At 65.4% G+C, this 22,855-nt stretch carries 21 protein-coding genes; 8 read left to right on the top strand and 13 right to left on the bottom strand.

Annotated features, from left to right (window positions below; translation table 11 throughout):
• Positions 1 to 190: 190 nt before the first annotated feature.
• Positions 191 to 670 carry a DUF3817 domain-containing protein gene (locus AC1C2N_RS08515; RefSeq protein ID WP_495433639.1) on the top strand — a complete coding sequence of 160 codons (480 nt, stop codon included), beginning with the start codon at positions 191 to 193 and terminating at the stop codon, positions 668 to 670.
• Between the two features lie 83 nt (positions 671 to 753).
• Positions 754 to 3,060, top strand: coding sequence for a phosphoribosylformylglycinamidine synthase subunit PurL (gene purL / locus AC1C2N_RS08510; RefSeq protein WP_495433638.1), 2,307 nt, complete (start codon positions 754 to 756; stop codon positions 3,058 to 3,060).
• Positions 3,061 to 3,343: 283 nt separating this feature from the next.
• Here the strand turns inward: purL and AC1C2N_RS08505 are convergent, their stop codons facing one another.
• Entirely contained in the window at positions 3,344 to 4,009 is a 666-nt protein-coding gene (locus AC1C2N_RS08505; RefSeq protein WP_495433637.1) for a TetR/AcrR family transcriptional regulator, read from the bottom strand.
• Positions 4,010 to 4,128: 119 nt separating this feature from the next.
• Between AC1C2N_RS08505 and AC1C2N_RS08500 the strand changes: the two genes are divergently transcribed.
• Both AC1C2N_RS08500 and AC1C2N_RS08495 read left to right on the top strand, forming a co-directional pair.
• Positions 4,129 to 6,969 (top strand): MMPL family transporter, encoded by a 2,841-nt coding sequence (locus AC1C2N_RS08500; protein ID WP_495433636.1) that lies wholly within the window; start codon positions 4,129 to 4,131, stop codon positions 6,967 to 6,969.
• Positions 6,966 to 8,921 carry a YhgE/Pip domain-containing protein gene (locus AC1C2N_RS08495; RefSeq protein WP_495433635.1) on the top strand — a complete coding sequence of 652 codons (1,956 nt, stop codon included), beginning with the start codon at positions 6,966 to 6,968 and terminating at the stop codon, positions 8,919 to 8,921. Before AC1C2N_RS08500 ends, AC1C2N_RS08495 begins: the two co-directional genes overlap by 4 nt.
• Before the next feature lie 186 nt (positions 8,922 to 9,107).
• Here AC1C2N_RS08495 and AC1C2N_RS08490 read toward each other — a convergent pair whose 3' ends face one another.
• The 8 genes from AC1C2N_RS08490 to AC1C2N_RS08455 form a co-directional block, all read right to left on the bottom strand.
• Entirely contained in the window at positions 9,108 to 9,458 is a 351-nt protein-coding gene (locus AC1C2N_RS08490; RefSeq protein WP_495433634.1) for a nuclear transport factor 2 family protein, read from the bottom strand.
• A 48-nt stretch (positions 9,459 to 9,506) separates the two neighbouring features.
• The gene (locus tag AC1C2N_RS08485; RefSeq protein ID WP_495433633.1) at positions 9,507 to 10,424 is read right to left on the bottom strand and encodes an SDR family NAD(P)-dependent oxidoreductase; all 918 of its coding nucleotides are present in this window, start codon (positions 10,422 to 10,424) and stop codon (positions 9,507 to 9,509) included.
• Entirely contained in the window at positions 10,421 to 10,720 is a 300-nt protein-coding gene (locus AC1C2N_RS08480) for a chorismate mutase (protein ID WP_483406019.1), read from the bottom strand. The genes AC1C2N_RS08485 and AC1C2N_RS08480 overlap by 4 nt, the downstream gene beginning before the upstream one ends.
• A 149-nt stretch (positions 10,721 to 10,869) precedes the next feature.
• Positions 10,870 to 12,270, bottom strand: coding sequence for an FtsX-like permease family protein (locus AC1C2N_RS08475; RefSeq protein WP_495433631.1), 1,401 nt, complete (start codon positions 12,268 to 12,270; stop codon positions 10,870 to 10,872).
• Positions 12,267 to 13,106: an ABC transporter ATP-binding protein gene (locus AC1C2N_RS08470; protein ID WP_495433630.1), complete on the bottom strand. Its 840-nt coding sequence runs from the start codon at positions 13,104 to 13,106 to the stop codon at positions 12,267 to 12,269. The genes AC1C2N_RS08475 and AC1C2N_RS08470 overlap by 4 nt, the downstream gene beginning before the upstream one ends.
• 80 nt (positions 13,107 to 13,186) lie before the next feature.
• Positions 13,187 to 14,143 (bottom strand): DMT family transporter, encoded by a 957-nt coding sequence (locus AC1C2N_RS08465; protein ID WP_495433629.1) that lies wholly within the window; start codon positions 14,141 to 14,143, stop codon positions 13,187 to 13,189.
• A gap of 170 nt (positions 14,144 to 14,313) precedes the next feature.
• A complete protein-coding gene (locus tag AC1C2N_RS08460; RefSeq protein WP_495433628.1) occupies positions 14,314 to 14,943 on the bottom strand; it encodes a GNAT family N-acetyltransferase in 630 nt (209 codons plus the stop codon).
• 19 nt (positions 14,944 to 14,962) lie between these two features.
• Complete coding sequence (locus AC1C2N_RS08455; RefSeq protein WP_495433627.1) at positions 14,963 to 16,090, bottom strand: lactonase family protein; 1,128 nt, start codon at positions 16,088 to 16,090, stop codon at positions 14,963 to 14,965.
• A gap of 38 nt (positions 16,091 to 16,128) precedes the next feature.
• Here AC1C2N_RS08455 and AC1C2N_RS08450 point away from each other — a divergent pair, with 38 nt between their 5' ends.
• The 4 genes from AC1C2N_RS08450 (at position 16,129) to AC1C2N_RS08435 (ending at position 19,253) form a co-directional block, all read left to right on the top strand.
• Complete coding sequence (locus tag AC1C2N_RS08450) at positions 16,129 to 16,737, top strand: maleylpyruvate isomerase N-terminal domain-containing protein (protein WP_483406025.1); 609 nt, start codon at positions 16,129 to 16,131, stop codon at positions 16,735 to 16,737.
• 48 nt (positions 16,738 to 16,785) lie between these two features.
• Positions 16,786 to 17,799 carry an ATP-binding cassette domain-containing protein gene (locus tag AC1C2N_RS08445; RefSeq protein WP_495433626.1) on the top strand — a complete coding sequence of 338 codons (1,014 nt, stop codon included), beginning with the start codon at positions 16,786 to 16,788 and terminating at the stop codon, positions 17,797 to 17,799.
• Positions 17,796 to 18,641 (top strand): ABC transporter permease, encoded by an 846-nt coding sequence (locus AC1C2N_RS08440; RefSeq protein WP_495433625.1) that lies wholly within the window; start codon positions 17,796 to 17,798, stop codon positions 18,639 to 18,641. The genes AC1C2N_RS08445 and AC1C2N_RS08440 overlap by 4 nt, the downstream gene beginning before the upstream one ends.
• Positions 18,642 to 18,839: 198 nt before the next feature.
• Complete coding sequence (locus AC1C2N_RS08435; RefSeq protein WP_495433624.1) at positions 18,840 to 19,253, top strand: Hpt domain-containing protein; 414 nt, start codon at positions 18,840 to 18,842, stop codon at positions 19,251 to 19,253.
• 75 nt (positions 19,254 to 19,328) lie between these two features.
• Here the strand turns inward: AC1C2N_RS08435 and AC1C2N_RS08430 are convergent, their stop codons facing one another.
• From AC1C2N_RS08430 to AC1C2N_RS08415, 4 genes are all read right to left on the bottom strand, one after another.
• Positions 19,329 to 20,267, bottom strand: a complete 939-nt coding sequence (locus AC1C2N_RS08430; protein WP_483406029.1) for a response regulator transcription factor — start codon at positions 20,265 to 20,267, stop codon at positions 19,329 to 19,331.
• A gap of 90 nt (positions 20,268 to 20,357) precedes the next feature.
• A complete protein-coding gene (locus AC1C2N_RS08425; protein WP_495433622.1) occupies positions 20,358 to 21,050 on the bottom strand; it encodes an LPXTG cell wall anchor domain-containing protein in 693 nt (230 codons plus the stop codon).
• Positions 21,047 to 22,216, bottom strand: coding sequence for a hypothetical protein (locus tag AC1C2N_RS08420; RefSeq protein WP_495433621.1), 1,170 nt, complete (start codon positions 22,214 to 22,216; stop codon positions 21,047 to 21,049). Before AC1C2N_RS08420 ends, AC1C2N_RS08425 begins: the two co-directional genes overlap by 4 nt.
• Entirely contained in the window at positions 22,213 to 22,854 is a 642-nt protein-coding gene (locus tag AC1C2N_RS08415) for a hypothetical protein (RefSeq protein WP_495433620.1), read from the bottom strand. Before AC1C2N_RS08415 ends, AC1C2N_RS08420 begins: the two co-directional genes overlap by 4 nt.
• Between the last annotated feature and the right edge of the window lies 1 nt (position 22,855).

Raw genomic sequence — 22,855 nt, 5'->3', positions numbered from 1 at the left:
ACTCTGGCAGTTGCGCTCGAGCGGGCATATCCCCCGTGCGGTGGAGATGTCGACGGATGCTCTCGCGCACGTTATTCGGACGGCGTGCGGCGGCGTGCATTCAGGTTTGCCCTGACAGGATGGGGGCGTCCCTCATCACCCGGCCACCGGCATCCGTTTTGTGACGCTGCCTGCGCCGTCAACTCCTGGAGTGTTTTCTGTGTCTCCCCGCCTGTTCTACCGCACCCTCGCGTTCGCCGAAGCGGTGACCTGGACCCTGCTCATTCTCGGCCTGCTCATGAAGTACGTCTGGGTGCCCGGTGAGCTCGGCGACCTCGGCGTTCGGGTCGGGGGCACGATCCACGGGTTCGTATTCCTCGCGTACGCGATGACCGCCGTTCTCGTCGGGTTGAACCAGCGCTGGAGCATGGGGCTCATCGCTCTCGGCGTGATCACCGCCGTCGTTCCGTACGCGACGATCCCGTTCGACCTGTGGGCCGACCGCACAGGAAAGCTCAACGGCTCATGGCGCCGCACCGAGACCGACCATCCCGGCGACAAGACCTGGGTCGACCGCCTGCTGCGCTGGTTCCTCAACCACCCGGTCATCCTCATCGTGTTGTTCGTCGTTGCGCTCGTCGTGATCTTTGCCACCCTGCTCGTGGTCGGCCCTCCCGGCGGAGATCGCTAGCCGCGAAACGACCGGGCTGGAGGCATCCGGTCGCCCGATAGAATGGCCCCATCCGGCATCCCTCGATCTAGGAGCCTCCCCTCGTGAGCATCCCCGCAACGTCTGTCGCCGACACTGTCTCGAACGCAATAGCCACTCCCGAGAAAGAGCAGCCGTACGCGGCTCTCGGGCTCAAGCCTGATGAGTACGAGAAGATCAAGGAAATCCTCGGCCGTCGTCCGACGTCGGGTGAGCTCGCGATGTACTCGGTGATGTGGAGCGAGCACTGCTCCTACAAGTCGAGCAAGATCTACCTGAAGCAGTTCGGCCAGAAGGTCACCCCCGCCATGAAGAAGAACCTCATGGTCGGCATGGGCGAGAATGCCGGCGTCGTTGACGTCGGCGAGGGCTGGGCCGTCACCTTCAAGGTGGAGAGCCACAACCACCCGAGCTACATCGAGCCGTTCCAGGGTGCTGCGACCGGTGTCGGCGGTATCGTCCGCGACATCATTTCGATGGGCGCACGTCCCGTCGCCATCATGGACCAGCTGCGGTTCGGTGCGATCGACGACCCGGACACCGCGCGTGTCGTGCACGGTGTCACGAGTGGCATCTCGTTTTACGGCAACTGCCTCGGCCTGCCGAACATCGGTGGCGAGACCTACTTCGACAAGGTCTACCAGGGCAACCCGCTCGTCAACGCGCTCTCGGTCGGCGTGCTCCGCCACGAAGACCTGCACCTCGCCAACGCCTCGGGTGTCGGCAACAAGATCGTCCTGTTCGGCGCCCGCACCGGTGGCGACGGCATCGGCGGTGCGTCGATCCTCGCGTCTGACTCGTTCGACGCCGCTGGCCCGACCAAGCGGCCGGCCGTACAGGTCGGCGACCCCTTCGCCGAGAAGGTGCTCATCGAGTGCTGCCTCGAGCTCTATAAGGAGAAGCTCGTCGAGGGCATCCAGGACCTCGGTGCCGCCGGCATCTCCTGTGCAACGAGCGAGCTCGCCGCGAACGGTGACGGTGGCATGTTCATCGAGCTGTCGCACACGCTCCTCCGCGACCCGTCGCTCACGCCGGAGGAAATCCTCATGTCGGAGTCGCAGGAACGCATGATGGCCGTCGTCGAGCCCGACAAGCTCGAGGGCTTTCTCGCGGTCACCGCGAAGTGGGATGTCGAAACGTCCGTCATGGGCGAGGTCACCGACACCGGACGGCTCATCATCAACTGGCACGGTGAGGAGATCGTCAACGTCGACCCGTCGACGGTTGCCGTCGACGGGCCCGTGTACGAGCGCCCCGTTGCGTACCCGGCCTGGCTCGACGCGCTGCAGGCGGATACGGCATCCGCTCTGGAACGACCGACGGATGCCGCGACGCTGCGTTCGCAGTTCTTCGCGCTGCTCGGGTCGGCGAACCTTGCCGACAAGAGCTGGATCACCAACCAGTACGACTACTACGTGATGGGGAACACCGCGCTCGCGTTCCCGGACGATGCCGGGATGATTCGTGTCGATGAGGAGTCCGGGCTCGGGTTTGCGATCGCGACGGATGCCAATGGCCGCTATTGCCAGCTCGACCCGTCGCTCGGCGCGAAGCTTGCCCTCGCCGAGGCGTACCGGAACGTCGCCTGCACCGGTGCTGTGCCGGCAGCAGTCACCGACTGCCTCAACTTCGGATCTCCCGAGAACCCCGAGGTGATGTGGCAGTTCTCACAGGCCGTCGAAGGCTTGTCTGACGGTTGCCTCGAACTCGAGGTTCCCGTCACCGGCGGAAACGTGTCGTTCTACAACCAGACCGGCGACACCCCGATCTTCCCGACGCCCGTCGTCGGTGTGCTCGGCGTGATCGACGACGTCGCACGGCGCGTGCCGAGCGGCTGGCAGGACGAAGGCGACAACATCTACCTGCTCGGCATCACCCGTGAGGAGCTTTCGGGCTCGGCGTGGGCCGGCACGATCCACGACCACCTCGGTGGCCTTCCGCCCGAGGTCGACTTCGACCGCGAGAAGGACCTCGCCGCCCTGCTGCACGCCGGAGCCCAGTCGTCGATCATCGCGTCCGCGCACGACCTCTCCGACGGAGGCCTCGCTCAGGCACTCGCCGAGAGCGTGCTGCGCTTCGGCGTCGGCGCGCGCGTCTGGCTCAGCGAGATCGTCGAGCGCGATGGTGTCGACGTGGCGACCGCGCTGTTCTCCGAGTCCACCGGGCGTGTGCTCGTGTCGGTTCCGCGCGAGGACGACGTCAAGTTCCGCGGACTCTGCGAGGGGCGCGACTACCCGGTGCTGCGCATCGGTGTCACCGACAAGGCGTCACCGGCACTCGAGATCCAGGACCTCTTCACGGCGACGGTCGATGAGCTGCGTTCGGTGCACACGGCCACACTTCCGGCGGCGTTCGGCCCGACGGTCGGCTAGCGCCCATTCGCTTTGCCGAAAATGGCTCCCTGAGGCCCGGTATTCCGGGCAGGGGGCCATTTTCGTGCACCGGGCGTGCGGTCGCGTCCACTGGTCGGTCACAAATGCTCGCTGTCGGTGTGCATTCCTCCGCTCTCGGACAGAAACGGTCGCGATTCCCGAGAAACTCGAGCCGTTTCTGGCCGAGCACGAACCGTCCAGCCGTTCCTGGCCGAGCAACCGCGCGTGCACCCGCCTGGGCGAATACCACCAGGCGTCGGATGCGGCTGGTACGGACGCTGCGCTACAGCGCTCGCGTCAGCGACTGGATCAGCGGCGGGAGCGTGCCGAGCACGATCGGCGACCTCGCCATGTTGAGGTCGCTGCTTCCCTCGAGGATCGACTCCTGCATCGCTGCTTCGTAGACGTTGAGGATGAGCCGCGTCACATCCACGGGATCGATGATGAACTCGAGTCCGACCGATCGAACGGCGTCGTCGAGCCTCGCGGCGAGCTGCGACTGGAAGTTGCGCTGGAACTCGAGGTACGACGCGGCAACGCTCGAGTCCCGCATGGCGAGCAGCCGGAACTCCGACTGAACGAGGCACCACCGACGGTCATCGCCCTGCAGCTCGAGGAACTGCATCACGATCTGGCTGAGCGTACCCTCGGTCACCGCAGCCGCGACATCGACGCCAGGCAGAATCGAGTCGACGCCCTCCTGCAGGCGCTCGAACCGCAGCCGATTCTCCCGCTCGGCGAGCGCGAAGAAGAGTTCTTCCTTCGACTCGAAGTTCGAGTAGAAGGCACCCCGCGTGAAATTCGCGCGCTCGGTGATCATTTCCACTGATGCCGCGTGAATCCCGGTCTCGGCGAACACCTCGTATGCGGCGTCGATCAAACGATCCCGGGTTTTGCGACGGCGCGTGGATTCGCCCTGCGCTTCCGATTGTTCGACTGAAAGAGACACCCTGACACCTTACTGAGAGAGTTTTGCGATACACCAGTGTATCGGATACATTCGTGTATTGAATACGCCGGTGTATCTCACGCGTAACCCCACACACACCCCGCCCTCCTAGGAGACTCGTGTCCTCACTGCTCTACTCACTTGGTCGCTGGGCGTTTCGCGCGCGCGGCATCGTCGTCGGCGCCTGGATCCTCATCCTTGCCCTCGTCGGCGGTGGCGCTCTCCTGTTCAACCAGGGACTCGACAACTCGATCTCCATCCCCGGCACCGAGTCGCAGCGTGCGCTCGACTCACTGTCGACGACGTTCCCGCAGGTGAGTGGCGCGTCAGCACAGCTCGCGATTGTGGCGCCGGAAGGCGAGAAGGTCACCGACGAGGCCGTCGCGACGGCCATCACCGACGGCGTCGACGCGCTCAACGACATCGAGGGCGTCGAGAGCGCCGTCTCGCCGTTCGACGAGAACATCGACGGCGCGGTCAGCGACGACGAGCGCGCGGCACTCATCAGCATCCAGCTCGACGGCCCGCAGTACGAGGTCACCGAGGCAACCAAAGACGCCCTGATTGCAGAAGCGGATGCCATCGCTGACGCACTTCCGGACGGTTCGGAATCCGCGCTCGGCGGCCAGCTGTTCAGCGCGAGCTTTCCCGTCCTGACCGCCACCGAGCTCATCGGTGTCGGCGTTGCCCTCGTTGTGCTCCTCCTCACGCTCGGCTCGTTCCTCGCGGCGGGCATGCCACTGCTGACCGCCCTGCTCGGCGTCGGCATCTCGGTTGCGCTCATCTTTGTGGCAACGGCGTTCGGTTCGATCACGTCGACGACGCCCATGCTCTCGCTCATGCTCGGCCTCGCGGTCGGCATCGACTACGCGCTCTTCATCATCTCGAGATACCAGGAGCAACTCCGTGACGGGCTCGAGACCGAGGAGTCTGCCGCCCGAAGCGTCGCGACGGCGGGAAGCGCCGTCATCTTCGCTGGGCTCACGGTCATCATCGCGCTCGTCGGCCTCGGCGTTGCCGGCATCCCGTTCCTCACGATCATGGGTGTCTCGGCTGCGGCCGGTGTCGCCGTCGCCGTGCTCATCTCCCTCACCCTGATCCCCGCGCTCCTCGGCTTCGCCGGTGACCGGCTGCGCCCGAAGCCGGCCAAGCCGACGCGGAAGGCGCGCCGCGCCCACGCTGCAGCGCACGCAGAGGCTGCTGCCGCCCACGCTGAGGGACGTTCCGGCGCACACGTCGATGTCGCAGACGCTGGCGAGCTCCCGGCATCCGCCCACCGCCCCAACCGTTTCTTCTCGGGCTGGGTGAAGACGGCGACGCGATTCCCGATCGTCACGATCCTCGCCGTCGTCGCCGTGCTCGGCCTCGCCTCCGCGCCAGCTCTCGGCCTGCGCCTCGCGCTGCCGGATGCCGGTGGCCTGCCCGAGGGTGACCCGGCTCGCGTCACCTACGACATCGTCTCCGACCACTTCGGTGAGGGCTTCAACGGCCCGCTCATCGTTACGGGCAGCATCGTCACATCAAACGACCCGCTTGGCCTCATGGACGACCTCAAGAGCGAGATCGAAAAGCTCGACGGCGTGGAAGCTGTTCCCCTGGCGACGCCGAACGAGACGGCTGACACCGGCATCGTGCAGGTCATTCCGACCGGCGGTCCCGACTCTCCGGAGACCAAGGCGCTCGTCGCCGAGATCCGTGACATGCACGACTACTTCCTCGAGGAGTATGACGTCGACCTCTCGGTCACGGGCTTCACTGCCGTCGGCATCGACGTGTCGGACAAGCTCGGTGCTGCGCTGCTGCCGTTCGGTGTCGTCGTTGTCGGCCTGTCACTCATCCTGCTCACGATGGTGTTCCGCTCGATCTGGGTGCCGATCAAGGCGACGCTTGGCTACCTGCTCAGCGTCTGCGCGTCATTCGGTGTCGTCGCCCTGGTGTTCGAGTACGGATGGTTCGCCGAGGCGCTCCACATCCAGCCGGGCAGCCCCGTGATCAGCTTCATGCCGATCATCCTGATGGGCGTACTGTTCGGTCTGGCCATGGACTACGAGGTATTCCTCGTCGCCCGCATGCGGGAGGACTACGTCCACTCGGGCAAGGCGCGTGAATCGGTCACGACAGGGTTCATCGGCTCAGCGAAGGTCGTCACGGCGGCCGCGATCATCATGTTTGCCGTGTTCGCTGCCTTCGTGCCGGAGGGTGACACCAACATCAAGCCCATCGCGCTTGGCCTCGCCGTCGGCGTCTTCGTCGACGCGTTCATCGTGCGGATGACGCTCGTCCCCGCCGTGCTCGCCCTGCTCGGCGAGAAGGCGTGGTGGATCCCGAAGTGGCTCGACCGCGTGCTGCCGTCGTTCGACGTCGAGGGTGAGGGTGTCGCGAAGGAGATCGAGTTGCGCACCTGGCCGAGCCCCGAGTCGACGGATGTCGCAACCGCTGAGGGCCTGTCCCTCGACGCCGGCACGACCACCCTGTTCGAGAACGTCTCGTTCTCGGTGCCGGAGGACGGCACACTCGTGGTCTCCTCCACTCGCGATGCCAGCGTCACCGCGCTGCTCCTCACCCTGTCGGGACGCATGGCGGCAGACTCGGGCGTCCTCAAGGTCGCCGGGTACGTTGCCGGCGTGCGGGCGGCGTCCATTCGATCGCGCGTCGCATTCGTCTCGCTCGGCGATGCAACCGATCCGGTCCGCGACCTCACCGATGCGCTCGGCGAGAACCCGCGCCTGGTCGTGATCGACGGCATTGACCAGGTGACGGATGCCGTTGCGCGCCGAAACATCTACGACGCTCTCGTCTCCGCCCAGGGCGCGGCGGCGAAGAACGAGACCACTCTCGCGGTTGCCGTCGGCACCGCATTCCCCGAGGCGCTGGCAGATGCCGTTCCCGGTGTCGGGACAGCCGTCCGGGTCGACTTGACACACTCAGAACTCACGCACGAAGCAGAGGTATCCGCATGAGCACCCCACTCGCACGTTTCACGGCCTCACGGGCCACAGGTCGCATCACCTGGCGCTCGGTCCTCGGCATCCTCCTCGTCCCGCTCGTGGTTGCGGGAGTGCTCGTCTGGGCGTTCTGGAACCCCCAGGAGCGACTCGACACGGTGACCGCTGCCATCGTCAACCTCGACGAGCCAGTCGAACTCGACGGCCAGACCGTGCCGCTCGGCCGGCAGCTCGCCGCCGGACTCGTCGGCGGAGGCTCGAGCGACTCATCTGCAAGCGCCGCGGGTGCCGACCTTGAAGACACCAACTACAACTGGGTTCTCACCGACGAGAAGGACGCCGAGGACGGGCTGAAGTCGGGCCGGTTCACGGCTGTCGTCACGATTCCCGAGGACTTCTCCGCGGCGGCTACCTCGTTCTCCGGCGATGCTGCTGAGGCCGAGAAGGCCACCATCGACGTTGAGACGAGCGACAAGAGCCGCCTCGTGGATGACGCCATCAGCTCTGTCATCACCACGACGGCCGCGAGCGTCGTGGGCAACGAACTGACGACCAGCTACCTCGAGAACATCTACATCGGGTTCAACACGCTCGGCGACCAGCTGGGAACCGCTGCCGATGGCGCCAAGGAGCTGGCCACCGGCGCAACTTCGCTCGCCGATGGTGCGGCCCAGCTCGCGGGGGGAACCACCGAGTTCTCCGGGGGAGTGTCGAGCCTGTCCACGGGAATCAACGAGTACACCGATGGGGTGTCGCAGCTGTCGAGCGGACTCGCGACGCTGCAGCAGCAGACCAGCGCGCTTCCGGGCGCGACGAGCCAGCTCGCCACCGGCGCGAACGGTGTCGCTGACGGCATCGACGCGCTCATCGCCGGCATGGGTCAGCAGGGGCAGGCGCTCGCTGCGCTTTCCAGCCAGTGCGCGTCGGCGGCCCTTCCGATGCCCGACGGTTCAGAGAATCCTTTCTGCACTAACCTCGCCGCCCTCGCGGCTGGCTCCACGGACCCGGCCGCCGCTGCACAGACGGCGCAGCTCCAGACCGGCGCTCGCGAACTGGCGAATGGCGCCACTCAGCTCTCCAGCAACATGCCAGCCCTCGTCTCGGGAATCGGCACGATCGCATCCGGTGCCAGCGAACTCGCCGCGGGTGGAACCACCCTCAACGCCGGCGCACTCGAACTCGCTACCGGTGCAGCAGACCTCGCGACCGGTGCCACCGGGGTATCCGACGGCGCTGCCGGCCTGGCCGGCGGTGTCGACTCCCTGGCGTCGGGGCTTGCCGAGGCGACGGATGCCATCCCGAGCTACACCGAGACCGAGCGCGAGACGCTCGCCGATGTCGTCGCGACTCCGATCGTCGCTGAAGGCGAGGGCGACGGTCTCTCCTTCGGCACGAGCGGTGTTCCGTTCTTCGCGGCTCTTGCCCTGTGGCTCGGAGCGTTCGCGAGCTTCCTGGTGCTGCGCGCTGTTCCGCAGCGCGTACTCGGATCGACCCGCCCGTCGGCACTCCTCGCGTTCAAGGCGTGGCTGCCCGGAGCGATCGTCGGTGCTGTGCAGGGCCTGCTCGTTGCTGCGATCCTCCAGCCGTTGATGGAGCTGGATGCCGCCGGCTGGTTCGGCTTCGCGGCCATCGCTGCCCTCGCCGGTATCGCGTTCGCGTCGACGAACCAGGCCCTCAACGCCGTGTTCGGCGGGGCCGGACGGTTTGTCTCGATGATCGTTGCGCTCGTCCTGATCGCCACGAGCATCATCGCGACGGCACCGGCGGCGCTCGATTCGGCGGTCGGCTTCATGCCGCTGCAGCCGGCGCTGAACGCGTTCCAGTCCGTCGTGGCGGGTGGCGGTGGTCTCCCGGCCGCGATCACCGGTCTCGTCCTGTGGACGCTCGCCGCCTTCGCCGCCACCACCCTTGCCGTGGTCAAGTCGCGGTCGGTGACCGCGAGGCAGCTGGTGCCGCGCCTGGCCTAACAGAGGCGCAACGTCGGCCCGGCGGCACCCCCGCCGGGCTGACGCACTCAGCACAGGAGATCGCACGGTTTTCAGGACAGCATCAGCACAATCGTCCTGACAACCGTGCGATTTCCTGTTAAACCGCTGTCGTGAGCGGATGCCGTGGGGCGGAGCTATGAAGCGGATGCCGTGGGCGGTTGCCGGTTATCGGCCCGCCACCACGGTCCCCTGGTGGAACCGCAGCACCGGTGCGCCGGTCGAGGTGTCCCACAGTGACGAGTGGCGGCTGTCGCGCTCGTCCCCTCGAATCAGATAGGTGACGAGGGTGAGCCCGTCGGCCAGGTTCGTGAACTGCCAGTCGTCGACGGCCGGGATCTCGCTCGAATCCTCGCTGACGAGCGCGCCGAGGATCTCCTCGCGGGTCCACCGTCGACCGGAACGGCCGATCTCAACGAACTCCGGATGCAGCAGTGCGCGGAGCCGATCGGCGTCGCCGCGCACCGCGGGTGACAGGAGAGCGAGTTCGGCGTCACGAATCACTGAGTAGGTGTCCACGGCACCAGTGTGCCAGTGCTCACGCGATCAGGCGCGCACGACAGCGCGCTACAGCAGCGGCATCCCCGTGGCGACCTCGGCCTCGGCCCAGATGGCTGAAGCGATGCGCGGGTTCGTCGTCACCTTCGCCGGTCGCGCCACAACCGGCTCGCCCCTGACGAGAAACCGCGGTGCATAGAACGAGCCGCCAACGGCATCCGGATCGACCGCGGCCCGAACGATTGGCCACGCACCGGCTTCCTTGCTCTGGGTGAACGGCGTCTGCAGGGTATCGACAAAGCGCTTGAACCTTGCCGGCTCGTTCACGCCAGGAACCGTTCGAGTGCGACCGGAGATCGAATAACCGGGGTGAGCGACGAGCGAGCGGGTGCTGCTTCCTCGCGCGGTCAGCCGCCGGTCGAGTTCGAACGCAAACGAGGTGAGCATGATCTTCGAGGTCGCGTACGCGGTCCAGCCCGAATAGCGCCGCTCGAGCTGCAGGTCGTCCGTGTCGAGTCGAACGAGCAGGGTCGAGAGGCTCCCGAGCGACACGACCCGCGATCCCGGTGTCCGTTCGAGGGCAGGCAGCGCCGCGGCGGTGAGCGCGAACGCCCCGAAGAAGTTCGTCCCTGTGACGAGTTCGAGTCCGTCCACGGTCTGCTCGCGGTGCCGCGGGGCATGGATGACCCCAGCGTTGTTCACGAGCACATCGAGGCGCGGCAACTCCGCGAGCCGGGCGCCAGCATCGCGCACACTCGACAGGTCGGCGACGTCGATGGGCACAACCGTGAGGTCCGCGGCTGGCACGTGTGCGCGAATTGCCCGCACCGCGGCATCCGCTCGCTCAGCGTTTCGAGTGAGGAGAAGAACGGATGCTCCGGCACCGGCCAGCTGATACGCGGTCCAGAACCCGATGCCCGCGTTTGCACCACTAACGGCGACGACCTTGCCCGTTAAGTCCGGCAGGTCGGCGGGGTTCCAGGTCATCGCTCCCCGTTCGCGATCTGCTCGTGGTGGTGGATGACCTCGGCGACGACGAAGTTGAACCACTTTTCGGCGAACGCCGGGTCGAGCTGCGCGTCTTCGGCGAGGGCACGGAGCCGGGTGATCTGGCGTTTCTCCCGTTCGGGATCCGCGGCGGGAAGGTCGTGCTCGGCCTTGAGCCTGCCGACCTGCTGGGTGGCCTTGAAGCGTTCGGCGAGCATGTGGATCAGAGCGGCATCGATGTTGTCGATGGTGGATCTCAAACTGAGGAGCTCTGCTGTTGCATCGGTGTCGGCCATGAACTCAATCTATCGTGCAGCCCGGCAGCCCCTGCCTCGTCGGCCCACCCAGCGGCCCGCCCGCAATGCTGTCCCGCCGCGTTTGACCGCAGCGCTGCCCCTCAGAGCTCCCCCGCGCCGAACCCGAACGGCGCGGGGCAACACCGGTCTTAGAGCCGCTCGGGCTGACTGAGTACCCTGGTGAGCACCGGGCTGGTGGCCTTGAGCGAGAGCCAGACCAGCAGAACGCCACCGATGAGGCAGCCGGCGATGACGAGGAGCGACGCCGGTGCGATCACAATGGTGATCCCGACGAGCGGCAGAACGAGCACAGCTCCGATGAGCGCTGACCCGAAGGCGACGAACCGCAGCGGACCCATGATCGTGCGAGACCTGGAACTCTCGATCACCTCGCGCGGCATCCCGAGCCGGTCGAGGCTGACGTAGAGGTCGCGGCGGTCGAGGACATTCGCTGCCTGGTTCACCCCGACCGAACAGGCCACCATGAGGAAGCTCATGACGACGGTGATGATGATGCCGGTGCGCACGTCGGCGAGCAGAAGCCTCGTGGCGTCGTCGTAGTCACCGGTGAGCGTATTCACGAAGGCGATCCCGGTGCCGGCGACGACGGCGATGAAACTCGTCATCGCAACGCCTGACACCTGCCTCCATGCTGCCTTGGGAGATTCCAGGATGCCACGGGCCGCGATCAGCTGCGCAGCCGTCTTCGCACGACGGAGTGACAGCTTCGCGGCGATCCCGAGCGCCCACGGGCCGATGAGGTTCAGCACGCCGATCCCGATCCCGATGCCGGTACCGAGGACGAGAATGGTGAGCGCCATATCGGCGATTCCCGCCATCGAACTCAACAGCAGATAGGCGACGAGGATCGCGACGACACCGATGACGAGGCGCATCCAGTGCATCTTCGGAGCGAACTGGCGGGTGCGAACGCCGAGTGGCGAGATCGTCACCTGGCGGAGTCCGATCGCCGCGCTGATCGCAGCGAGCGCAGCGATGGCGACGACGACGAGTGCGAGAATCCCTGGGCCAACCCAGAGTTCCCCACCGCCGATGGCAGCGCCACCGAAGGGGATGAGACCCACGAAGGGCATCGCGACCAGGTAAAGCACAATGCCGGCAAGAGAACCGAGCACGGCGATCGCCGTTGACTCGAGGACGGTCATCTGCGTCACGACACCCGGCGTCGCGCCGAGCAGTCGCAGCGTGGCAAGACGGTCATCCCGTCGCCGGGCGGACAGCCTCGCCGCGGCGCCACCGAGGGAGGCAAGCGGCACAAGGAGCAGAACCAGGGCGAGCACACTGAGCATCTGGTAAATGGGCGCGTCGGCGTTGTCCTCGAGAGTCCAGCGCCAGAACATGAGTCCTCCGCCCAGCACAATCAGTACGAGGGCTGTCGTGACCGCGAATGCGATACCTGGCAGCAGGAGCACCGCGGCGCTCTGTGCGCTCGGTCGTGCGAGCAGCCAGGTCAGGCGGACGATCGGTGCACGCCCGGAAGGGCGAGGGGCGGATGCCGTCGGCGGCGAGAACGCGGTGGTTGCGGTCATGCTGACACCCCGGTGGTTCCTGTCGTCGAGCCAGCGGCGCCAGCGCCAGTGCCAGGCGCACCAGCGGCGACCCCGGTCGCGTCCGGGAGTACCCGGCCGTCGCGGACCCGGACGATCCGGGAGCAGCGGGCGGCAACCGTGTGATCGTGAGTGACGACGACGAGGGCGTGACCCTGCCCAACTGTAGATCCGAGCAGGGCGCTCATCACGTCATCGCTCGTTGCCGAATCGAGCGCCCCGGTGGGTTCGTCGGCGAACACGACGGTCGCACCGGTGACCTGGGCGCGGGCGATGGCGACGCGCTGTGCCTGCCCACCGGAGAGTTCGCCGATTCGGCGCGTTTCCAGGCCGGCGAGGCCGAGGGCTCCGAGCCAGTGCTGAGCGCGCCCCTCAGCTTCACGCCGGGGGTACCCGGCGAGCATGAGCGGAAGAGCCGTGTTCTCGATGGCGGTGAGTTCCGGAATCAGGAGCCCCTGCTGGAAGACGAAACCGAAAGCCTCGCGACGCAGCTTCGAGCGGTCGCGCTCATTCATCGCTGTGACGTCGACGGCTCCACCCGCCGACTGGAATTCGACGCGACCGGAGTCCGGGGAGGTGATTCCCGCGAGGGTGTGCAGAAGGGTGGTCTTGCCTGACCCTGATGCGCCCATGATTGCCACGGATTCCCCGGCCCTGATCTGGATGTCCACTCCGGCGAGGGCTGTGCTCGGACCGTAGGTCTTCACGAGCGCTGAACCGGACAGGATGGCCGGGGCGGAGAACGAGGTGGTCGGGGGCGTTGCGTACTGGTGAGACGGGTATTGGTTTGTCGGGTACTGGGGCGTCGAATAAGTCATGGTTCCAGACTCGCCGCCAGCCGGCATCCGCACATCGTGCCCGAGGTTGACCCACGGTCATCCTCGAGGGTGACCCTGGGTCAGGCGGGCCGCCTGGGCAACCAGATTCGCTTCTGGGTCAGCAGGATGCCGACGAAGACGATGACAGCGCCGAGGGGCTCGTTGAAGCCGAGGGTCTCGGAGAGCAGGAGAACACCGAGGATCACTCCGACGACAGGGGTGATGTATGTGACGCTCGAGGTGGCCGTCGGTCCCCACGCCGCGAGGACGTTCATGTTCCAGATGTACACGATGCCCGTTCCGAACGCGCCGAGCGCGATGAGGCTGAGCACGACCCAGATGTCGAGCTCGACGCTTTGCCAGGCGATGACGGGGGTGAGCAGGAGCATGATCACCCCGGCGATGCCGATGTACATGAAGGCCGCGGTGATCGACGGCACCCGGTAGGGAGCGAGGAACTTCTTAAGGTAGCCGAAGCTGAAGCCGTAGGAGGCGACAGCGCCGATGCAGGCAAGCTGGCCCTGCCAGTTGCCGATCAGGGCACCGGCCTGCCACGGTGCGACGATGACGATCACACCGAGGATGCCGACGATGACACCGAGCACCTGACCGGCGCTGAGCCTTTCGACCCGGAACAGGAGCGTCGCCATGAGCGCCGTCATGATCGGGGTGACGGCGTTGAGAATCGACGCGAGGCTCGACGAGATGTACTGCTCGCTCCACGCAAAGAGCGTGTACGGGATGACGCAGTAGGTGATGGCGATCACCGTAAAGTGCAGCCAGATCTTCGGGTCGCGCGGAAGCCTCGCGCGGGTCGCGAGCGCAATGATGCCGAGGGTGATGGCGCCGAGCAGGATCCGGGTCCACGCGACCTGGCCGAAGGACACCCCGGTCAGCGCAACCTTCATGAAGAGGAAACTTGCGCCCCAGACCAGTCCCATGCCGATGAACTGGAGGGTGATCCGGCTCGATGGTGCGCTGGCGGAGGACGGGTCTCCGAGATTCTGAACGGAGAGAGAAGCTGCAGTGCGAGACACCTCAACAATCTACTCGCGGGGCGGATCGCCAACTGGCGGAAATCAGCCATCGAACCACGAGATCCTGCCCACCGAGGGAGCACGACCTGGCCGACGCCAACGTTCAGCGACGCCATCGGTCAGTGACGCCATCGGTCAGCGCAGGGCTACCGTCAGCCCAAGGGCATCCGTCAGCCCAGGGCCACCGGTCCGTCGAAGGCAGCGAGCCTCGATTCCAGACCGGCACGCACATCGGGCCACTCCTCGACGATCACGGAGAAGAGCGCTGTGGTCCGCCAGCTGCCGTCCGCGCGACGTTTATCGCGGCGGATGAGGCCCTCGAACGTGGCGCCGATTTTGGCGATTGCTGCGCGGGAACGTTCGTTGCGCTCATCCGCCTGGATCGTGACCCGGCCGAATCCGTTATCGAACGCGAGGCCGAGCAACAGCAGCTTGGCTTCGGGGTTCACCGCGGTTCCCCAGACCCGTGGGTCGTATGCCGTCCAGCCGATTTGGGTGTGTTCACTCGCCTCGTTGAAATCGCCGAGGGTCGACGTGCCAACGATGACGCCGTCGGACTCACCGCCGACGAGCCGGATCGTGAACGACTGGTTGCCTCCGACAGCGAAGTACGACTCGGCGAAGCTCCGGAAGGCGGCGAAGTCTTCCGGCAGTCCGTGGGGCCCGCCGCCATACCCGCCGGCGAAGACCTCCGGGTGTGCGATCGCCGAGAACAGGCCGGGATAGTCGTCGGGGGTCATCGGATCGAGTCGGATGAACCGCCCGATGACTGGCGCGGGGTCCGGGATGCGTGCGGTCACCGAATCAGCATAGGGCTCGTTATGCCTTCACCAGGCAGGTCGGCGAGCCCGCTTCGATCAAGCCGATCCGCTTTGACGGGATGCCGCGGGCGTCGAGGAGGAACGTCGCGATCTCGTTTGACTTCTGGTTGGCGACGTGGAGGAAGCGGCCAGACTCGGCGTGGTGTCTCGGCCAGTCTCCGCCGGAGTCGACATCGGAAATCGCGCGCAGTGTCGACCCGTCGCCGCCGATCGTCAGTGTTGACACCCGGTTGGTGCCGCGAATCGAGACGTGCAGTTGTTCCCGCGATGCCGCGATGCTGATCTCCGAGGCGTTGTCGCCGTCTTCGAGAGAGTCTGCTGTTGCCCGCACGGAGGACACGACCCGCCAGGCACCGTCGTCACCGCGTCCGAGGGTGAAGACCTCGTTCGAGTACTCGGTGATGACGTGAACGTGTCCTGACGGGTGAAACACGAGGTGCCTCGGGCCGACACCGAACGGCAGGACAACCTCCTGGCTCAGGATCGGGCGGGCGCCGGAGCGACGCCAGATCCTCACCGTGTCGTGGCCGAGGTCCGTCGTTGCGAAGCGGCCATCCGGCAGCACCAGCGACGCGTGTGCGCGGGACGGGCGATCCACGGCGGCGTCATCAACCGCCTTTCGGAGTGCGAGCTCCGCGAAGGGATCATCGCCGAAGTCGGTGTTCTCCAGTTCGGCCGCACGGGCGGCGAGGGGATCTCCGTACGGGTCGTTGGATGCGGGAGCGACGACACCCTCACCGGCGAGAGCACCGCTGGCAGCGAGCGGGAAGAGCAGCACACGGCCGTCGCCGTAACAACTGGCGATGAGGGTCGAACCGTCGGGCGTCACGGTGAGCTGGCACACGGAGTCCCCCGCTTCGAGGGGTCGGCCGAGCGGAACGAGTCCGGCCTCACCGCGTCTGGCGAGCGCTTCGACCTGGCCGGAGCCCTCGAGCGCCGCGTAGATCACGGGCAGTGTCGGGTGGTTCGCGAGGAACGATGGCGACTCTACCTGCGAGTGCGACACCGGCTTGAGCGTGCCCGTTTCTTCCTGGCGCAGTGCGCTGATTCCGTCGCCGGAGCCGCCGGCATCCGCTGTATATGAACCGAGCCAGAAGAGCGGGGTGGGGTCGTCGAGCTGAGCCATGTCTTTCAGTCTGGCAGCAGTTCGTGCGAGCATGAACCATGGCTACGGCGGAGAAGTTTTCGAGGGCGGCTGATGCGTTTGTCGACGTGGTGCGCGGCATCAAGATCGACCAGTGGGAGACGCTCGGACTTGGCGTCTGGAGCGTCCGATCGCTTGTCGGGCATGCGGCTCGGGCACTCATCACTGTGGGTGATTATCTCGAGCTCGACCCGGCGACGCAGGTCGACATGGAGACAGCCGGCGACTACTACGGGCAGATCTACCTCGTCTATACGAACCCCGAGGCGATCGCGCAGCGTGGCGTGCAGGCAGGGATAGCGCTCGGAGATCACCCGATCGACCGGATCGAGGCACTCACGAAACGCGCACTCGACCTGATTTCGGTGCAGGATGCCGGTCGGCTGGTGTCGCTCGGCGGCATGGGTATTCCGCTGGATGAGTACCTCAAGACGCGGGTGTTCGAGCTGGTCGTTCACTCCATCGACATTGCGCGGGCAACGGGTCAGGTTGCGCACTTCGCTCCTGACCTGATCGAGGAGTCGGCGTCTCTCGCGGCGGGGATCGCGGCGAGGAAGGGTGACGGCGAACTGGTGCTGATGGCGCTGACCGGTCGGGAGCCACTGCCCGAGCGGTTCAGCGTGGTGTGAAACGAACCGGTTCTTCTCCGCGAGCGTCGTGCGGGGTATCGTCGAACGATGAGTTTCATCGAAGCTCGCGAGCTTCGGAAGACGTACTCCCCCAAGGGTGCCAACCCGGTCCACGCACTGGACGGGCTGGATCTCTCTGTGCCCCAGGGCACGATCACCGCTATTCTCGGCCCGAATGGTGCAGGGAAGACGACCGCGGTGAAGGTGCTCACGACGCTTATCGTTCCCGACAGCGGTTCGGTGACCATCGGCGGCATCGATGTTGTTGCACGGCCGGAGGCCATCCGTCCGATCATCGGTGTCTCGGGCCAGTACGCCGCGGTCGACGAGAACCTGACGGGGTTCGAAAACCTCGACATGGTTGGCCGGCTCTATCACCTCGGTGCCAAGGCGTCGCGTGCGCGTGCTCGGGAACTGATCGAACTGTTCGAGCTGTCCGAGGCGCAGAACCGACCGGTGAAGGGATTCTCCGGAGGGATGCGCCGCCGGATCGACCTTGCCGGTGCGCTTGTGACGAGACCGAGTGTGCTGTTCCTTGACGAACCGACCACCGGTCTCGACCCGCGCAGCCGGCTGGGAATGTGGGACATCATCAGGTCGCTCGTCGACGGGGGTACGACGGTACTTCTCACCACCCAGTACCTCGAGGAAGCCGACCAGCTTGCTGACGACATCAGTGTGATCGACACGGGCAAGGTGATCGCGAAGGGAACGGCCGATGAGCTCAAGGCGTCTGTCGGCGGACAGCGGGTGGAGCTGAACCTCGTGACAGCGGACGACGTCGTTGACGCCGTTGAGGTTCTGCGTCGCTTCGGCACAGTGGAACCAGCGATATCGAACGACTCCCGCACGGTTACCGTGAGTGTTGAGAGTGGGCCTGAGGCCTTGCAGCTCGTCCTCGGTGAGCTCAACATCAGAAATGTCGCACTCTTTGACGCGGGGATGCGACGACCGACGCTCGACGATGTCTTCCTCCGGCTCACGGGTCACATTGCCACAGCAGAGCTCGACGAGGAAAACGACGAACCGGATGCCGGCACTCGGAAGAGGACGTCGGCGTGACCGAAACGCGCACCCCCGGAATAGACGTTCCGCATCAGCCGGGAGCGATCGTCGGCTGGCTCAATGACGGCTGGATCACGACGAGGCGCAACCTCATCAAGATCAAGCGGGTGCCGGATATCCTCGTCTTCACGACCCTGCAGCCGATCATGTTCGTCCTTCTCTTCACCTACGTGTACGCGGGAGTGATCGAGATCCCCGGGAGCACATACGCCGACTTCATCATGGCCGGTATCTTTGCGCAGACCGTTGTTTTCGGGTCGACCTACTCCGGTTCGGCGATGGCGCAGGACCTGAAGGACGGCATCATCGACAGGTTCCGCACCCTGCCGATGAGTCCGTCGGCGGTGCTCGTCGGACGGACGAACGGGGACCTGCTGATCAACACACTCTCGATGGTCGTGATGATGGCGACAGGCTTCATTGTCGGCTGGCGTATCCACTCGAGTTTCCTCGAGGCTGTTGCGGCTGTCGCACTCCTTCTCCTCTTTGCCTATTCGCTGTCCTGGGTGATGGCGTATCTCGGGATGACCGTGCGGAGCCCGGAGGTAATCAACAATGTGTCGTTCCTCGTCCTGTTCCCGCTCACCTTCATCTCAAACGCTTTTGTTCCGGCCGAGACTCTGCCCGGTCCGCTCAGGACGTTCGCGGAATGGAATCCGGTGACATCCCTGGTGCAGGCCGCGCGGGAGCTGTTCGGTAATGTTCCACCTGGCACTCCTGTCGGTGACAGCTGGGTGCAGCAGAACCCTGCGGCGGCGGTTCTGATCGGCGTTGCCGTGATTCTTCTTATCTTTGTGCCGCTGAGCGTACGGCGATTCTCACGGGTCGCCTCACGGTGAGATCAGGACCCCCGTGCGGGGGTGTTACGCAAATCTTGATCAAGCTCCGCAATCTTGCAGAAAACCTGACGGTTGGCATCCGTCAATCCTGATCCGGGCCGGTCAGACTCAATCCAGTGGCCACCCGAGGCCACGACCCCGGACGGTTCCCCTGGCCGTCCGAGGGCAGATGCCCGGTTGAGTAGAGAGTGGGGCACGGTGACGTTTTCCCCGGACGACCAGCACCTCATCCTCGCCGGGCATCTGCCTGTTTTCGACGACGAACCCCTCAACGATCTGCTCGAGGCTCTCGAGAATGACACCGATGCGGTGGCACGGTTCGTTGAGGCGTTCGTGGACCAGTGGCCTGACAGGGTGACGCGGATTGCCGATCGTCTGCGCGCCGCGGACAGCGGGGGCGCGCTGAAGGCCATTCTCAGCGTCAAAGTGTCGAGCGGGATGATCGGCGCGACCCGGCTGGCGTCGTTCTCAGCCGGACTGGAGAATGCGGTGCGCAGCGCAGACTTCGCTGCCGCCCTCAGGGGTCTTCCCATGCTTCGGGAAATCGGGGAAGCCACCCTGCTCGCGCTCCCCGTGCGGTGGTCAATCTCCGACGTCGCTGTCGCGTCCTGAGCCTCTTCGTGCCGCATCGAGCGCATCGAGCCGCATCGAGCCGCCAGCGAAGTAGGCAGCTTCAGCGAGTGCAGATCAGGCTGGGAACTCGGGTTCGCGGGCCGGAGGCAGTCGGTATCCCACTCCACGCACGGTCTCGACCCAGCGGGGGCGCTTGGGGTCATCGGACAGTTTGCGACGCAGGTTTGCGAAGTGAACCTCGATCGCTCGCTCCTCCGACTCACTGACGAAGTCGTTCGCGACATATTCCTCATCGCGGAGTTCGCGAACGAGATCCGCCTTTGAGCGCACCCGGCGCTTACTGCTCAGCAGCGACCGGAGCAGGTCGAACTCTGTCCGCGTCAGGTCGAGCTCGGAATCGTTGAGCTCGACGGTGCGGGTGTCTGCGTTGAGCGTGATCCCGTTGTGGCGGAACACCAGTTCGCCAGCGTCGTCGTCAGCAGGATTGCCGAGTGTCACCGGGTTCGCTTCGCGCACCGATATCGGCGCTGTCGAGGAGGAGTCGCGCGTCTGTCCTGACGCCGGCCCTGTCTGGCCCGGCACCTGGGTGGCTGACTGTCCGATCGGCTGCGTTTCAGGAATCGGTGAAGGCGCACCCGCCTGGCCCGCGGCATCCGTTTGATCTGACGAAGCCGAGCTGCGGGGGCGGCGCATCATCGCGCCGATGCGCGCTCGCAGTTCGCGTGGCCGGAACGGTTTGACGACGTAATCGTCGGCGCCGGACTCGAGGCCGAAGAGCAGGTCCGCTTCGTCGCCCTGTGCGGTGATCATGACGATGTAGCAGTCGCTGAACAGCCGGATACGGCGTGCGACCTCGAGCCCGTCGATATCGATGAGTCCGATGTCCAGGGTTACAACGCTGGGCGACAGTGTGCGGACGAGTTCGACGCCTTCGGCCCCGTCTGCGGTCGACGAAACATCGAACCCGGCTTGGCGAAGCACAGTTTCGATGAGGCCACGAATGTCGCCATCGTCTTCGATCACAACGGCGGTGCGGCTAGTACGTTCAGACATTTTTCCGCTATTCCCAGACCGGCACACCAACTGGCAAGGGAGCTAGCTGCCTTGATGTGGAGCGTGACCCCCTGTCACGCTCCCTAAACCTTAGTGGGACTGGGAGGGTGTGGAAGTTTTTCGCTTACCCCCCAGAAAGAGGAGTCCGATTGTGGTAACGATCGCGGCGACGATCAGAAGGTCGCGGGCAGACGTTCCCGTGCTCGGAAGATTCGGGATGAGGGAGGCGAGGGGGTCGTCAGTCGCGGGTTGCGTCGGTGTGGACTCCGGCAGATCTGCTGCTGTAACAATGAGTGACAGGTCGATGCTCTGTTGCTGGGTGGCATTGCCCGAGGAGAAAGGCAACTCGAAGGTCACCTCGATGGGGACCGAGGATGCCGCGCTGCGTCCCAGGTCGAAGACGGCAGCACCCGTCATCAGAGCGGATGCCGTCGACGAGAGTTCGATTCCGTTGGTGCGGATGCTGATCAGCACGTCTTCTTCAACGGCGGCGGCTGTCGTGCGTGCGGCATCCGACCAGCTACCGAGGGTGATGAGAAGGTTTGAGTCGCCCTCGCCGGTTCGGTGAGCGATGACTGTCGTACTTACTTTGTCGCCCGGGACCATCACCCAGTCGCTGAACAGTGTGCCGACCGGGCTGCCGTCGATGCGGGTGAGGTGAAGCGCGCGGTCGTCACCTTCAGCGTGTGCGACTGTGGGAGCAGCAGCGAGACCGAGGATGCTGACCGTTGCGATCGCGATGAGGGCTGCGGCGATGCGGGCGAAGAGCCGGTAGGTGGTCATCGTTCGACGAACACCTCCACGGCGAGGTTCTGAGAAGGGAGGGTGCCCCACCATTCGAGCACAACGTACTGGACGATATCTCCGGTCGTGTCCTTGAGAACCGTCTCCGCGTTAGTGGTGGCGAGCCGTGGCAAAGTCGTTGGTGCCGCCAGTGCGGTGGCGCTGGGCACTTCCACTGTTGTCATGCGAAAGTCCCGATACACGTACACCCACGTGTCGTCGGGGCATGCCGTCCCCTCCACGTTGACAGGGCTCCATCGTCCTAATGGAAAGCCAAAGAGGGCTGGTGATCGATCGCACTGGGGCTGCTGCGTCGTCGTTGTGGGCCAATTCCCGCTCTGGGCATAGTACTTCTCACCAAGATAGGTGGCTGAGTTGCCGGAGCTCCCGTCCGGCAGGGACTGAGAATCGCTAACGGAGAAAGCGTCTCCGCCGATAACCCCGTTGCCACGGGCCACGGTGCACGCCCTCGCGTCGCCGTTCGAAGGCGTTACACACGCCGGATCCGCCGACCGAAGCGTCCCGTCTTTTTTCCGCATGTGGTCGAGAAGCCACGTGTAACGCATAGTGGTGGGATTGGGCGATCCAGTGGTGGCTCCGGCTGTTCCGCGATGCAGGTCCCGAAGCTCCGCCCCGACGCCCGATGCCGCGGAGCCGACGCTGAGGCGAGCAGATGCGAATGAGCCGACAACTGGCGCCTTTCCACCCTTCCAGGTCATTCCGGCAACAGTTGTGTAGGTACCGCGCCATGCGGTCGCCTTCACGTTCAATCCGGTTGTGAGCGGCTGTCCGCAGCCCCAGAGCCTGACACCAAGCTGGTCCGCGATGGCACCGCCCGCGTTGACGTCCCCCGCGACAGCTTCCACGGGATCGAAGCTCCCGTCATTCGCAACGGGAACGATTGCCATGTTGAAGGTCGTACCCGACATCGTGACTGATTCGAACGTTGATGTGTCGTTGAGTCGATACACGTTCTTGAACTGGGACGAGCCGGGAACGCTGCACCAGTCACCTACCGGCGTTGTGCTCGATGTGACGGTCTTGGTGTTCGTGAGGTTCGCGCCGGTCGTTGAGGCTGGGAGTCCAATGGCGAGTAGCGCGACGACGACCCCAAGTGCGGCGGCGAATCGAGACCGGGTGGGGTTTGTGCGGTGACGGCGGGTCATAGTGGCCTCGCCACCTGGGTGAGCGTGGCGTTGACGGTGAAGGCCGGCAGGCTCGTGAGACGGATGCCTCTGAGGCTCCACGCTGCGGATTCGCAGGAGGTTCCAGTGCAGGGAATCGAGAGCGTCAGGGTAAAGGTGCACGCAGCACCCTTGGCGAGGGCGGCAACGCTCGAAATTTTGGTCTGGACGTTCCCGCCGACGGTGGTGACGGCATCCGCTGTGCAACCGGTGCTGGCGACGATCGCATACTGAAGTCCTGCGCCTTCGAGGGCCTGAAGGGTGTCGTCTCTGGGAGCCGTGATCGTTCCCGTGAGTTGTGCGGGAGTGGCTGATGACGCTGCGTTGCGGGCCGTGAAGGTGATTTTCTGGCCGCGGATGCCGGGGACGATGCCACCCGAACCGCGGGGTGTGAGGTTTGCGGGCTGGGTCGAGACGGCGACGGTTTCCCAGTTGGAGGTCAGGACCTCAACGGCGAGGTCACCCCCGACCGCGTCAGAGAACGTGTTCGACGTTGTGTCGTTGAGCGAGGCTGTGGTGACGGGCCCGCCGATGAGGGCGGCCGCGGCCACAAACGCGAGAGCCGCTCCAATGAGCGGCTTTCTGTGATTCCCGGGGGCCGAGGTGCGATGCTTGTTCACG

The sequence above is a fragment of the Mycetocola sp. Y791 genome, from assembly GCF_059445325.1.
The sequence above is the reverse complement of the archived record's forward strand: the minus strand, read 5'-3'. Positions and strand labels throughout refer to the sequence as shown.